The 13,365-nt window shown below is 46.7% G+C and carries 12 protein-coding genes and 1 riboswitch; of the genes, 11 read left to right on the forward strand and 1 reads right to left on the reverse strand.

Annotated elements, in window-relative coordinates; translation table 11 throughout:
* The first annotated feature begins 118 nt into the window (after positions 1-118).
* The 11 genes from UYC_RS38240 (at position 119) to sipA (ending at position 11,159) form a co-directional block, all read left to right on the forward strand.
* Positions 119-286, forward strand: a complete 168-nt coding sequence (locus UYC_RS38240; RefSeq protein ID WP_157171284.1) for a hypothetical protein — start codon at positions 119-121, stop codon at positions 284-286.
* A 37-nt stretch (positions 287-323) separates the two neighbouring features.
* Complete coding sequence (locus tag UYC_RS0127810) at positions 324-1,142, forward strand: putative baseplate assembly protein (protein ID WP_235083160.1); 819 nt, start codon at positions 324-326, stop codon at positions 1,140-1,142.
* 29 nt (positions 1,143-1,171) lie between these two features.
* Complete coding sequence (locus UYC_RS0127815) at positions 1,172-2,896, forward strand: baseplate J/gp47 family protein (protein WP_026087712.1); 1,725 nt, start codon at positions 1,172-1,174, stop codon at positions 2,894-2,896.
* Positions 2,877-3,161: a hypothetical protein gene (locus tag UYC_RS39115; RefSeq protein ID WP_016878342.1), complete on the forward strand. Its 285-nt coding sequence runs from the start codon at positions 2,877-2,879 to the stop codon at positions 3,159-3,161. Before UYC_RS0127815 ends, UYC_RS39115 begins: the two co-directional genes overlap by 20 nt.
* A gap of 48 nt (positions 3,162-3,209) precedes the next feature.
* Positions 3,210-4,142 (forward strand): hypothetical protein, encoded by a 933-nt coding sequence (locus UYC_RS0127825; protein ID WP_016878340.1) that lies wholly within the window; start codon positions 3,210-3,212, stop codon positions 4,140-4,142.
* Positions 4,129-5,217 carry a hypothetical protein gene (locus tag UYC_RS0127830; RefSeq protein WP_016878339.1) on the forward strand — a complete coding sequence of 363 codons (1,089 nt, stop codon included), beginning with the start codon at positions 4,129-4,131 and terminating at the stop codon, positions 5,215-5,217. The genes UYC_RS0127825 and UYC_RS0127830 overlap by 14 nt, the downstream gene beginning before the upstream one ends.
* A 3-nt stretch (positions 5,218-5,220) precedes the next feature.
* On the forward strand, positions 5,221-7,449 hold the full coding sequence (locus UYC_RS0127835) for a phage tail protein (RefSeq protein ID WP_016878337.1): 2,229 nt from the start codon (positions 5,221-5,223) through the stop codon (positions 7,447-7,449).
* A 30-nt stretch (positions 7,450-7,479) separates the two neighbouring features.
* Positions 7,480-8,244, forward strand: coding sequence for a hypothetical protein (locus UYC_RS0127840; protein WP_016878335.1), 765 nt, complete (start codon positions 7,480-7,482; stop codon positions 8,242-8,244).
* Entirely contained in the window at positions 8,241-9,302 is a 1,062-nt protein-coding gene (locus tag UYC_RS0127845; RefSeq protein ID WP_016878333.1) for a hypothetical protein, read from the forward strand. Before UYC_RS0127840 ends, UYC_RS0127845 begins: the two co-directional genes overlap by 4 nt.
* A gap of 303 nt (positions 9,303-9,605) precedes the next feature.
* A riboswitch (cobalamin riboswitch) is annotated at positions 9,606-9,770 on the forward strand.
* Positions 9,771-9,808: 38 nt separating this feature from the next.
* A complete protein-coding gene (locus tag UYC_RS0127850; protein WP_016878331.1) occupies positions 9,809-10,840 on the forward strand; it encodes a sirohydrochlorin chelatase in 1,032 nt (343 codons plus the stop codon).
* Between the two features lie 91 nt (positions 10,841-10,931).
* Positions 10,932-11,159, forward strand: coding sequence for a regulatory protein SipA (gene sipA, locus UYC_RS0127855; RefSeq protein ID WP_016878329.1), 228 nt, complete (start codon positions 10,932-10,934; stop codon positions 11,157-11,159).
* Between the two features lie 48 nt (positions 11,160-11,207).
* Here the strand turns inward: sipA and UYC_RS0127860 are convergent, their stop codons facing one another.
* Positions 11,208-13,235, reverse strand: coding sequence for a glycoside hydrolase family 10-like protein (locus UYC_RS0127860; protein WP_016878327.1), 2,028 nt, complete (start codon positions 13,233-13,235; stop codon positions 11,208-11,210).
* Positions 13,236-13,365: the final 130 nt, after the last annotated feature.

The following is a 13,365-nucleotide window of genomic DNA, read 5'->3' on the forward strand; positions in this document are numbered from 1 at the left end:
TTAAGATTTTGCGTGGGTATTTGCTACTGAATGCGATTGTTTTAAATTAGCGATCGCTCTATGGGTGCATATATTAACGTCTGTTTTGCAATCCTGACGCAGCAGCAGGCAAACTGTCATGTTCGATAGCTTAGACAAAACCCTAGAAAATCTTCTCAAGCAAGCCCCATCTAGCGAACTTCCCGAACTTAACAGGGCTGTCGTTAGCTTTGAGACACCCGATAAAAACTATACGCTGTCCAGCCAACTAACGGTTAATACCAATTCTCTACGATTCGGGTGCTAACAATCGTCACTACACCCTAGAGCGAGCTAGGGGTCGGATTACCTTTGGTGATGGCAATTTCGGTAAGATTCCCCCGTTGGGAGCAGCTATTCGTGCCAAGCAATATCGTACCGGGGGCGGTTTAGTCGGGAATCTCGATAGTCGTACCATCACCCAAGTCTTAAGCGCGATTCCTGGTGTAGAAGCCGTTTTCAATCCCAAACCGAGCGAAGGAGGAGCCGATGCTGAAACTCTAGAAAACCTGAGCTTACGAGGGCCACAAACCTTACGTCATCAGGGAGTGGCGATCGCTATCCAAGACTACGAAACAATGGCAAAGGAAGCTTCGCCTTCAGTGGCAGTGGCACGAGCGATTCCGACAACCGATGCTAGCGATCGCTATCGACCTGGATGGGTAACGCTAGTCATTATTCCTCATAGCGAAGCACCCCGTCCTATCCCCTCCTTTGGCTTGCGCGAACAAGTGCGGAAATACATCGAAGTGAGAGCCGCAGCCGATCTCGTTGCTGCCCAACACATTCAAGTCATCGCTCCTGACTATCTGCCCGTCGATATCGAAGTGACGATTGTTCCTATCGATGCCGCCGAAGCGGGTGCAGTAGAAGCTCGCGTTCGTAGTGCCCTGAATCGGTTCTTGCATCCCTTGCGCGGCAGTCCAGAGGGGCGCGGTTGGCAACCAGGAAGAGATGTTTTTCTTTCTGACGTTGCTGCTGTAATCGAGCGCGTCGAAGGTGTCGATTATGCCAAAGAATTGTCGCTGCTTTTAGAAGGCGTACTGCAAGCCGAACAAATTTCAATCGCTGCTAACCGCACTGTTGTTGCTGGCGAAATCCGCATTCGTCTAGAACTCAACTAATTTTTAGCTCTTTTTTTGAGGTTGCGATCGTGTCTCTCCCTCTGCCTAATTTAGATGATCGCCGTTGGGTTGACCTAGTAGAAGAAGGTCGAGCCTTAATTCCGGTTTATGCGCCTCAATGGACTGACCACAACGCCCACGATCCCGGCATTACCCTGATCGAACTTTTCGCCTGGATTGCGGAGATGGATCTCTATCAGATCAATCGCATTTCAGATGCTTATAAGCTGAAATTTCTGGCTTTAGCTGGAATTCGACCCAATCCACCGCAACCCACTCGGACAGTTCTGAGTTTGACTCCCAAATCCGATGCTCAAGAAATCCCCATCGGCAGCCAATTTCAGGGTAGAAATGCTTTAGGGCAAATCGTTCGCTTCCGGACTGTGGCTCCCTTAATGCTTGTCAAAAGTCAGTTGCGGGCGCTTGGAATCCAAACTTCTCAAGGATTTTGCGATTTATCTGCTCGACTTGAGCGAGGTGAATCTCTGCCGCTATTTGACGATAATCCCAAACCAGGCAATATCTTGTATTTGGGTTTCGATCGCGCCCTGCCTCCAAATCTACCTGTGAGTCTGTTTTTTGCCTTGAGCGATCCGAGTACGGATGAGAAAGAACGACAGCGATTGCTACGGGAACTTCAACAACAAGAGGCTGAGTGCCATCCGGCAAACACTTTGCTCGAATGCCCCCCACAAACTGACAGCAAACCTATACCTGAATATCCCTTGCACCATCATTCCGTGCAGACAGTATGGGAATTCTTCAGCGAGACAGGATTTTGGCAACCTTTAGATGCCGCAGTCGGAGAGATTGAAGATTGGACTCGCAGCTTTACGTTAAGCGATCGCGTTGTGTTAAAGTTACCAGCACCGATGAGGGAAATCACGACAGGAGTAATTTGTCAACCTTATTACTACCTGCGCTGTCGATTTTTGACAGGAGCCTATGACGCAACTCCCATGCTAGATCGCCTCATTTTAAATGGTGTAAAGGTCGAACAGGCAGTAGCGATCGAAAGTGAAATCGGGATAGGCACAGGAGAACCGCTACAGCAATACACCCTTCCCCACGCCCCGATTTTGCCTGACAGTTTGCATCTGTTTACCGAAGAACTAGGGCAGAGAGTCGAATGGTGGCTGCGTCCCGATTTTGATGCTTCTAGACGAAGCGATCGCCACTTTTTACTCAATGCCACTACAGGAGCGATCGCCTTTGGTGATGGCGAGAAAGGACGAGTTCCGCCTAAAAATGCGCGAATTTTTGCCAGCTATAACGCAACCTTAGCAGAAGGAGGCAACTTAGCCAAAGACACCGTGCGAGAAATCGCCCCTGCCGATCTCGGCGAACTAGGCGATCGCATCGAAACCATTACCAATCCTCTCCCTGCCATGGGGGGAACCGCTGCCGAAACCCTGACGCAAATTACAGCCCGCGCCCTCAAACTTCTCACTAAGCCCCAAAGAGCCGTAACCCTAGCCGATTATGAAACTTTAGCCCTAGAAACCCCTGGTGTACGACTGGCAAGAGTAGCAGCACGAGCAAATCTCGATCCTAGCTTTCCCTGCATTCGAGCCACCGGAGTTATTACCGTCATCGTCCTTCCCTATCTGCCCAGTGATCGCCCGATGCCCAGTCCTGGATTGCGACGCAGCTTATCTCAACCGCAGGCGGATAGTCGGCACTCGCGTTATTGTCGCCGCACCCGTTTATGTAGAAGTGAGCGTGCGAGCGAAAGTGCAGTCCTATCCTGGTAAAAATATCAGCCAAGTTCAACAGCAAATTATTCAATCGCTCAATCAATTTTTCCATCCCCTTTTTGGGGGAAGCGATGGCAAAGGCTGGGTTTTCGGACGAGATGTTTATCGTTCGGAAGTCTTACAAGTCATTGACGAAACCCCAGGAAGCGATCGCGTTTTATCTCTCGAACTTCTCGCCGACGGCAAACCCCAATGCGGCAACATCTGTCTCGGTTCACTAGGACTCGTAGCAGCCGGACAACACGATATTACTGTTGTTTGAAAGGCGTTTAGGAGTTCAGAAAAAATATTTTTAATTTTTAATTCTCCCATGCCTACCCCTCTCCCGAACGATCTTCAACGATTCACTTACTGGCAAGGACAATTACTTCGCAGTGTAGATTTTCGTGACCAAAGTGCGATCGCTGCTCAACTGCGTTGGTGGCACAACCGCGCTGTGCATAATGCCTACGGAATTGCTGAAGGTTTGCAAGTGACTCGCAATGGTAATACCGTTACGGTAGAACCAGGGATCGCCTATGACTGCTTCGGGCGCGAACTAATGCTATCGCAGCCACAGGTGCTAACTATTCCAGCAGATTTGGAAGATAGCTTTTTACTCGCACAGTACCAAGAAATTAACTCATCTAACCAGCAAAACGAATTATCGCCAGCCTGCCTGCCCACAAAGTTTAAGTTAACACAACGTCCTCGTCTGCTCTGGAAACCGTCTAATAGCGTCAAAGTTCGGGATGGGGTTATTCTTGCTCGTTTGATTAATCGAACAACAGCACCCTCTGACCACCCTGACTTCATTCCTCCACGTGCCAGAGCGATCGCGCGACCCCGCATTGGTAGCGGTACGACAGTTCCAGGAGCAACGTCTTGGACTTCTTGGAGAGTGAGCGATGGCAGCCAACAAATTGTAGTAGGATTTCAAGTCGAAATTGATACTTCTAGTGCGGGTTTTACCGAAATTCCTTGCTATTTTGCCTGGTTGCAAGGTTCTTTCTGGAGTTCTCCCAAAGAACAATTCCTATTTGCCTCGTTCGGGCATATCAGCAAGGTATCCGTCGAGCAATTGACCTTTAACCTCTGGCTACCGTCAATCCAAACCTGGGTACCCTCTATTGAAACCAATCAGGCTTTGGATACAGAGTTTCTGACCTTTGCCCAACAGCAAAAACTGTATGTCTCTTGGTTGGGAATTCAACCCTTCCAGAAGAATTGCGATCGCACGGAGGAGAATTATGAGTCTGCTTGATGAAACGCGCTACCCCGAACGCCTGGAATTTTTTCACGGTCAGCGTTTGTTTGCTCCCGATCTCCAAGCAATCGAAGTGTTTAATCGGGAGATGCGCTGGTTGCACAATCGTAGCTTGCACCAACCCGGCATTGGCAATGGTTTTGCGGTTTCTGGGGAAAAAGGCGATCGCCAAGTCGCGATCGGCCCCGGATACGCCATTGATGTTGATGGGCGAGAGATTGTTTTAACGCAAGTAGAAATCCTGCCTATTCCTCCCGTAGCGACTGACGAGGGCGGCGGTTCTGTTTTTTTCGATTTAACTGTTTCCTATCCCGAAGATGAGGATTTAGAAGCAGCAGAAACCCGTGAAGGTATCTGTTTGGATCGGGGTGTGGTAAGAAGGCAAGAGAAACCTATTTTTTGCTGGATTCGCCTCAAAAAGGATTCACAGGGAAATCTTCAGCCCAAAGAAACTAAATTAGCCACTGATATTAAAGATGGTCGAAAAATTATTGTTGCTCGCATTGAAGTTTTTAATTGTCAGTTAAATCGTCAAGTTTGCATCGCCCAAAGACGCAGTGCCCGTCCACCCAAGCAACCCTACATTGCTTGTGGCGAAGAACAACCGACGATGTGGGACGTAGAATTAATTGTCCCATCAGAAGAATCGCCATCTAGATCAACACAACAGGCTTCAGCAGTATTCATTCCACCATTCAAGCTTGTTGCCGAGGTTGATACTAGCAAAGCAGGATTTTTGACAACGCCTTCCTACTCCGCACGAATTGACGGTTTGCGTCTTTGGTTTATCGATCAGAAATTCTCTCGCACCGATGGCGCACCCTATGTTGTAGATGGATTGATTAATATCGATAATAATCGGGCGACACCGAAAAAGTTTGCGCTGGAAGTCTTGCTGTTAGTACAAAATCTTGCGTTCGCAAGAGATGGATCTAATTCAAGCTTATTACGCAGTCGCACTGTCACAGACACGGCATCTAGTCTTGCCTTTTCCGAACAACAACGAGTGAAGGATGCGCTTGCCGAACTATTAGAGGACTGGCATATCGTTTGGATGGGTGTGGAGGAATAACCTATGACTAGGGACAAAATGGGCAGAGTCAATTTCTTCTACCTCAACCGAGATAACTGTTGGCGAGATTTTCAGTGGCAGGGGCTAGAACTGGAAGCAAACGGAATCTTACGATTAGCTTCTCTCCCTTCAGTCGTTGAGCCGTCCCCAAGTTTGGCAGAACAACCGATTCCTGACGCTCCTGCTGGTGTGGCAATTGGGGGAGATGGGACGCTTTATTTTACCGATCCTACTCATCATCTTCTCTGGCGCATCGACCCTTGCGTTCGCGCAGCGTGCCTTTGGCATCGCTCTCGAACTCCCATTCCTTGCCTTGGCAGTGAAGGAAGCCAAGCGACTCAGTTTCGCCAACCGAGAGGGGTACTATTCCACCTGCTCCGACAAGCAATTTTTGTTGCTGATAGCGGCAATCATCGCTTGCAAATTTTCCATCCCCAATCGTTCCAACTGCTGGGAATTTGGGGACAATCAGACATGGCTAGCGAACCCCAGCCGTCAGCAGAACCAGGACATTTTAACACTCCCTGGACATTAGCTTGTGATGTGGCGGGAAATATTTATGTGGTGGATTATGGCAACCAGCGAGTACAAAAGTTCGATTTGTCAGGTAATGTGATCGAGTCATTTTGGGATACGCTTCGGGCTGAAACAACTTTGCAGCAACCGAGCGATATTGCAGTGGTTCAACAGGGAGACGAAACGCAAGTTTACATCCTAGATGCTAGCCAGCAAGCGATTTTTGTCGTTAACGCAGAGGGAGATTTTCGCCAGCAATTATCTTTATCGCAGCAGTTACCATCGCCAATGGGACTCGCCGTTACTCAAGAAGCTATTTTTGTCGGCGATAACCAGCGACAGCGAGTTTTCAAATTTACGATCGCTGGAGAGTTTGTAGGCGAAGCTCAAGGTTACCACGGCTCGGTAGCCGCCTTAACTGTAGAAAATACCCCCACGGGGATGAGTTTTGCTAGTGGTTTAGCAGGAAATCAGTTTCTGTGGCTTCATCCCGGTGGCAATGCGTTTCCTGTGGTTCTTTACTTAGATCGCGCTTACGTCAACAGTGGCATTGTTTGGGGAGGTTCTTTTCATCCCAGAGAAAATGCCGTTCAATGGCATCAATTCAAGGCAAAGGTAGAAGCATTGCAAACGGGTACGCATCTGCAATTCTTTTTCTATACGAGCGATCGCGATATTCCACCTCCCGCTCCCAATCCTACCGATCCGATTTATCCGTTCGATGCAACTATCTGGAAGGCAATGCCGCTAGATAGTTTAGAGGGTTTAATTTTAGGAGAAGCTAAACAGTATCTTTGGGTTGGCGTGCATTTTACGGGTGAAGGCAAGGCGAGTCCCCGTTTAGAACAGATCCGAGTCCAATTTGACTACGATTCCTACAGCCAATACCTTCCGGCTATTTACCGCGAAAATCCAGCCTATCGGCAAACGCTAGAACAGTTGCTATCACTATTTGAAAGTGGCTTTACAGACGTGGAAGCGGCAATTGCCAGTCTCAGTCAATATTTTGATGCCCAAGCGATTCCTACCCAATGGCTACCGTGGCTGGCAAGTTGGTTGGCGCTACAACTTGATGAAAACGCTCCCGAACCAAAACAAAGACAAGCGATCGCTCAGGCTCCGATCTGGCACGCTCAAAGGGGAACCGCACGAGGATTGCAGACAGCTTTACGCTTCTATGCCAATGTAGATGCTCGAATTGAGGAGCCAATTCTGCAAGCGACATGGTGGGCACTACCTGCCAATACTTCTGCCTGCCAATCAGAACAACAAACTTCTCTATTAGGATTTACAACCCGTTTAGCACCTGCTGAAGCTCAGGGGGCTGTAGTGGGAACTACTGCGACTGTCGATCGCTCTCATCTCATTGATGGCGAGGCATACGGCTCTCCCCTCTACGAACAACTCGCCCATCAGTTCAGCGTGCAAATATACCGAGGGCAAATTCACAATACGAAGACGCTTGCTCAAATCCGCGAGATTATAGAACGAGAAAAGCCCATCCATACCACTTATCAAATTTGTCTTGTCGAACCCCAGATGAGAGTTGGTTGGCAAGCCAGGGTAGGCATTGACACGATCGTTGCCGGATCACCTCCACCAACTCGAATTGGTGAATCCACAGGCAATACAAAGATGATTTTAGCAGGAGATCCGACTGGGCAAATTGGCGATCGCAGTCGCATTGGACAAACAACCCGTCTGGGCGATCGTTAGTTATCTTAATTCGCACTTTGAGGAAAAACTATGCACTCAACCGACTTAAAAACACCAATTCGCAATCGCTATTTCTACGGCAAGCTGCTCGATGTTTACCATTTTCAATTAGAAACCTGCTATCTCAATGCCAAACGCTGGCTTCTGAACCGTTTAATTTCTGGCTACGGCGTAGTTTGTGGCTTGGATGTCAAAGCAGCACCCAATAAAAAAGGAATTATAGTCACACCTGGTTTGGCGATCGACAAGTGGGGACGAGAAATCATCGTATCAACAGACACAGAACCCATTCCGATTCCTTCACAATTTATTCCTAAACCTCCAACCGACACTACCCAAGCCAGCCCAGAGAAACCACCAGAGGAGAAGTTCGTTCATCTCTTACTTTGCTATCACGAATGCGAAAGCGATCCCGCCCCGATTTTAACAGGTGACAATTGCGGCGTACCTGCTTGCGAACCGGGCACGATTCGAGAAAGATACAAGTTAGAGTTCAAAGCGGGTGCTGTACCGCCTCCTCTGAAAGATGTCTGTATCCCCGATTTTATTTCGGGAGATCGCATTGACTATCCCCAACTTGCCAAATACGTGACGAGTCATGGTTGCCGTCAGTTACCCGAAAATCCCTGTATCCCCCTTGCCAATATCCGAGTTGCACCCGTTGATGAAGATCCTTGTCATCCGCAAGAAGACAACATTGATATTACGATTCGCCCCATTGTTTTTACGAACGATTTACTGTTCAAACTGCTTTTATCTCTAATTCACGAAGATAATTACGGAGAAATCAAATGAAACATCATCACGGATTGGGTAATGAACTTTGTGAGTGTAGCGCGATCGAGCGTCCTCGCTATTTTCCTCGGCAAATGATTACCGCCGACGATATGATTTTAGAGCAGACTTACTTTCGCGATAAACTACGTCGCCACAATCGTTTGTTGCATGGCTGGGGTACAATCTGCGGTGCTATTGTTTGCCCGGTTTGCAACTCCAAAGAAGAAATGAAACCTTGGCTAGTGAATGTTAGTCCTGGATACATATTAGGGCCTTACGGGGATGAAATTGTTATTGATCGCGATTGCACAATAGACATCTGCACTACTGGAGTTATGGGAATGTGCCAGGAACCTTCACCTCCTCCTCTCGATCCCTGGTGCAGCGATGTCAAGGAAATCGTTATCAATCGATGTCAAGGGCCTGTCTACATTGCTGTTAAATATAAAGAAATAATGGCGCGCCCCGTGCGGTTACAACCGATGGGGTGCGGTTGCGACGATATGCAATGCGAATATTCTCGCTGGTGCGATGGCTATGAAATTGGCGTTTTAACAGAACTTCCCGAATCGCATCGCCCCGACTTATCAGACAATTCATCCGATCAGCCGAAACAAATGGAAATTCCGAAATGTCCGCCTTGTCCGTCTGAACCGTGGGTAGTTTTAGCAGAAGTTGATTTTGATCCTAACAATGGTGACATTACTAAAATTGATAACTATAAATACCGTCGTATTCTTCGGACTCACACCCAAGATTGGTTGAGTTTACCAAGTCCAGAGATTAAAAAAGTTACCCCTGATACCCTACGGCAAGGAGATTCAGAGGTGATCTTAACGGTAGAAGGGAACAATCTGCGAACTCCTAAAATAATAAGCTTTGGCAAAGGAATCAAAGTAACTAATCTAGGCAAATTGAATGAATTGAATGGAGAAGAAAGGAGCTTTCAAGTTAAAGTCAGTGTCGATGCCCAAGCTCAACCCGAAAACTACTACAACATGACAATAATTGACGTAGATTGCAACGTGATGGTTGAATCCAAAGTTGTTAAAATCACTGCTAGTAACAATAGCTGAGAATTGAAAGATAAACGGCACTTCAATCAATTCACCAGTGGCGATCGCCTATTGCATTCCCGCGCTGATACTGTAATTATTATCTTTAGCTACCAAAGCTTTTGAGATTATCCCTTAATTGTTGATGTATGCGATCGCACCAAAAAGGAATCACAGTTTGTCCCTGACAAAGTGCTTCTAGTGCCACTTGCTTGTCAAACTCTGTCGCGTGGGTAATAACATTAGCCGCTTCATCTTGTCTTCCAAGATAGACTGAATCGTAAAAAATTTCACCCCCTCCCCCTGCATTTTGGAACTGGACGAGATTCAGTTAAGATAACAAAGCAACCGTGAACCGTAACAGAAGAGGGAAACATCGGTGCAAGTCCGAGGCTGTGCCGCAGCTGTAAGCAATTTTGTCATTTGTTCTTTGTTAATGACAAATGACAAATTGTAAGCCAGAACGCCGATCTGTTACTTGCTCACTCTATTTCCTGCGTTGCACGGGAAAGGAGCTTAAATTCAGAATGCCTATTTTTAACACAACCAGTCTTACCCAATTGGAATACCCAACCAGCGATCGCCTGCAATTGCCTGCTCTGCCGATAAAACGTCCTTTATTGATGATTGGTCATGGTACTAGGGATGCAGAAGGGAGGCAAGCTTTATTAGATTTTGCTGCTATCTATCAATCTTTAGATGCATCACGTCCGGTTTTGCCTTGCTTTTTGGAATTAACTGGCCCTACTATTCAGGAAGGAATCGACCAGTGTGTAGAAAAAGGCTACACTGAATTTTCCGTGTTACCAGTACTGCTATTCGCTGCACGACACAATAAATTTGATATTACTAATGAACTCGATCGCGCCAAAAGCAAGTATCCCCAATTAAAATTTCACTATGGCAGGCACTTTGGAATTACCCCTGCCATTATCGAGTTATGGCGATCGCGTTTAGCTGAACTCGACAAGCCAGAAAATAACCCCCATCAAATTTCTCGTGCTGATACAGTACTTTTATTTGTCGGGCGTGGTTCTAGCGATCCTGATGCCAATGGTGATGTTTACAAACTTGCCCGCATTCTTTGGGAAGGCAGTGGCTACTCCACTGTTGAAACTTGCTTTATTGGCATTACCCACCCCAGGCTCGAAGAAGGCTTTCGTCGTGCCCGCTTGTACCAGCCAAAACGTATCATTGTCTTACCATACTTCCTGTTCACTGGCGCTTTAGTGAAAAAAATCTTTAACATTACAGCCCAACAACAGGAGCAACACCCAGAAATTGTGATGACTTGTCTGCCAGAAATGGGCTTGCATCCACAGTTATTTTCCGTACTGCGAGAGCGAGAAATTGAAACTCAATTAGGACAAGTACAGATGAATTGTGAAATGTGCAAATTCCGGCTAGCAGCTTTAGCAAATCATCATGGAAATGAGCATTCTCACGATCATCATCACCACCATCACCACCATCATCACACTCACGACCACTCCCATCCTCCCATAGATCCCTACGCAGACATAGAGCAGTACCATCAAAAAATCTGGCAAGCCCCTTAGCAGTTATCAGTTATCAGTGAACAGTTATCATTCAATTAGTTGTTTGTTAACTGTTCCCTGTCCCCTATCCCCTGTCCCCTAGCCCCTAGTTATGTCCAAAGAATTTACCGTTGGCAGTAAAGTTCGTGTTGTGGCATTACCGCCCTATGTCAAAACTGCTGAACCGATGCCCATGCTGCGCCCTCCGGATGTGATTCAAATTGGCGAAGAAGGCGTAGTTCTAGATCGCCGCCCTGGAGGTTACTGGGGCGTGCGCTTTACAAAAGGAGCTTTTCTAATGGAAAGCCAATACATTGAAAGCGTAGATGCTAGTTCGTAAAACTTAATCATTAGCCTTTTCCAAGCCTTTCCTTCTGCCCTCTGCCTTTTAAATTACCGATATCACCACCCCTACACTTTCATTTGCTAACCGATCTACTGCACACACAGCATAAGTTCCGGGCTCAACAGTGGCAAAGGTAGTACCAGCAGGTAAAACTCGCTGAAGAATCCAACTATCGCCACTCTGCCTGTAAAGTGTCCAAGAACGAATCTTTTGCTCGTCACCTGGCTGCCAGGAAATTTTGCGGTTGTTAACTTGCAGTGCCGTGGGCGGTGTTGGTGGTGTTGCATTCTGCCAAGACATAGTAGGAACTAAGGCAGGTTTGGCATACAGGGAATTTTGGAACGTCTCGGAGATGCCTTGGCGATTTTCGATTAGAGAATTGGTGCTAAAGAAGATGTTCCCTAAAGATAAATCTCCCACTAGGTTGCGGCTAATCTTGATTTGCTTTTCTATTTCCTCATCTTTCCAAGCCTTGCCGTCTAACTGGGAAATATTGTTACCAGCGTAAATGTGTCGCTGTTTCGGATTAATTTCTGTCCACCACTTTAACAGGGTGGGATAACTCTGTTGTGTTTGGTCGGTACGCCAGTAAAGCTGCGGGGCGATATAATCTATCCAGCCTTGTTCCAGCCATTTTTTAGCATCGGCATACAGTACGTTGTAGGCATCTAAACCAACAATACCAGGGGGTTGTCCGGGACGGTAAATACCAAAGGGACTAATGCCAAATTTTACATCGGGCTTTGTTGATTTAATTCCCTCTGCTAGGCGCAGTACCATTTGATTCACATTTTCTCGCCGCCAGTCGCCCAAGCTAAGTTTACCACCAGCCGCTTGATAGGCGGCATAAGTTTTATGATCGGGGAAAGACTGCCCTTGGATGGGATAGGGATAAAAATAGTCATCTAGGTGAATGCCATCGACATCATAACGCCTCACCACATCTAGAATTACGTTGTAAACTCTATCTTGAACAATTTTCGCTCCTGGTTCCATCCACAGTTGATTGCCCCACTGATAAACATATTCTGGATTTGTAACTGCTATGTGGGGATGGACATTACTGCCTTGCTTGATGGAAGTTTTGGCACGGTAGGGGTTGAACCAAGCATGAAGTTCGATATTGCGTTTGCGACATTCAGCGATCGCAAATTCTAGGGGATCGTAAAATGGAATTGGTGCTTGACCTTGAGTTCCCGTTAACCAAGCACTCCACGGTTCTAATTGAGAAGCATACAATGCATCGCCCTCTGGTCGTACCTGTAAAATTAGGGCATTGAAATTTAGTGCCTGCAATTTTTCAATAATATTTACCAACTCAGCTTGTTGTTGTAAAGCTGAAAGTCCCGCTTTTTTCGGCCAATCACTATTCCATACACAAGCTACCCATGCCCCCCGAAATTCGCGGCGATGATTTACCTTAACAGTATTAGGTAGTATCGGAGTTGGCGTGCTTGTTGTGGGTTGCGCAACTATATAGTTAGAAGCAATTTTTTCGGCTTTTCCCAGATACACCAAGGCTTGATAAACGATCGCTGCTACATCAGCACGAGTTGCCGCTATATTTGGGTTAAGTAATTTTATATCCGGATAACTAACTACGATTCCAGCTTTGGTAGCAATAGCAGCCTGGTTTTTTGCGTATCCAGCAATATTTGCCGCATCTTTGTAAATTTGGGGAAGTTCTGTTAGCAGATCGGGTTTAATATTGGCAGCAAGGTCTAAACCATTAACCAAAGCAACTAAAACATCGCCTCTAGCAATTCTATAATTGGGACGAAAACTGTGATCGGGGTAACCAGACAGAAATCCTGTTTCGTAAGCTCCTTTAATGGCATTTGCCGCCCAGTGATTAGCTGGGACATCGGTAAAAGGAACATATGCCCGCTTTGAAGGTTGGGTAAATACTTTGGCAATGATGGCTGCAAACTCAGCGCGAGTAACCGAGTTATTGGGACGAAACGTGCGATCGGGATAACCATTTAAAATACGACGCTCGGCTAAAGCGGTAATAAATAAGCGTGCCCAATGGTTCTGAATATCAGAGAAAGAAGTAGAATTAGATACCATTGTCGCTCCTTGCTAGTTTGTATATTGTTCTTTGTTAATTTAACTTGAGCTTGTCAATAAATACACATCTTCTGTAGGGTGGGCACTGCCTAACTTTTCTCAAAACCTTTTACGTTCTTTACAGTGCCCA

This window comes from Chlorogloeopsis fritschii PCC 6912 (assembly GCF_000317285.1).
GTDB classification, from domain to species: domain Bacteria; phylum Cyanobacteriota; class Cyanobacteriia; order Cyanobacteriales; family Nostocaceae; genus Chlorogloeopsis; species Chlorogloeopsis fritschii.

What these genes read in the sequence shown, in the direction of transcription:
- UYC_RS38240 (WP_157171284.1), top strand. Translation starts at nt 119, where the DNA reads ATGTTCGATAGCTTAGACAAAACCCTAGAAAATCTTCTCAAGCAAGCC.
- UYC_RS0127825 (WP_016878340.1), top strand. Translation starts at nt 3,210, where the DNA reads ATGCCTACCCCTCTCCCGAACGATCTTCAACGATTCACTTACTGGCAA.
- UYC_RS0127830 (WP_016878339.1), top strand. Translation starts at nt 4,129, where the DNA reads ATGAGTCTGCTTGATGAAACGCGCTACCCCGAACGCCTGGAATTTTTT.
- UYC_RS0127835 (WP_016878337.1), top strand. Translation starts at nt 5,221, where the DNA reads ATGACTAGGGACAAAATGGGCAGAGTCAATTTCTTCTACCTCAACCGA.
- UYC_RS0127840 (WP_016878335.1), top strand. Translation starts at nt 7,480, where the DNA reads ATGCACTCAACCGACTTAAAAACACCAATTCGCAATCGCTATTTCTAC.
- UYC_RS0127845 (WP_016878333.1), top strand. Translation starts at nt 8,241, where the DNA reads ATGAAACATCATCACGGATTGGGTAATGAACTTTGTGAGTGTAGCGCG.
- UYC_RS0127850 (WP_016878331.1), top strand. Translation starts at nt 9,809, where the DNA reads ATGCCTATTTTTAACACAACCAGTCTTACCCAATTGGAATACCCAACC.
- sipA (WP_016878329.1), top strand. Translation starts at nt 10,932, where the DNA reads ATGTCCAAAGAATTTACCGTTGGCAGTAAAGTTCGTGTTGTGGCATTA.
- UYC_RS0127860 (WP_016878327.1), bottom strand. Translation starts at nt 13,235, where the DNA reads ATGGTATCTAATTCTACTTCTTTCTCTGATATTCAGAACCATTGGGCA.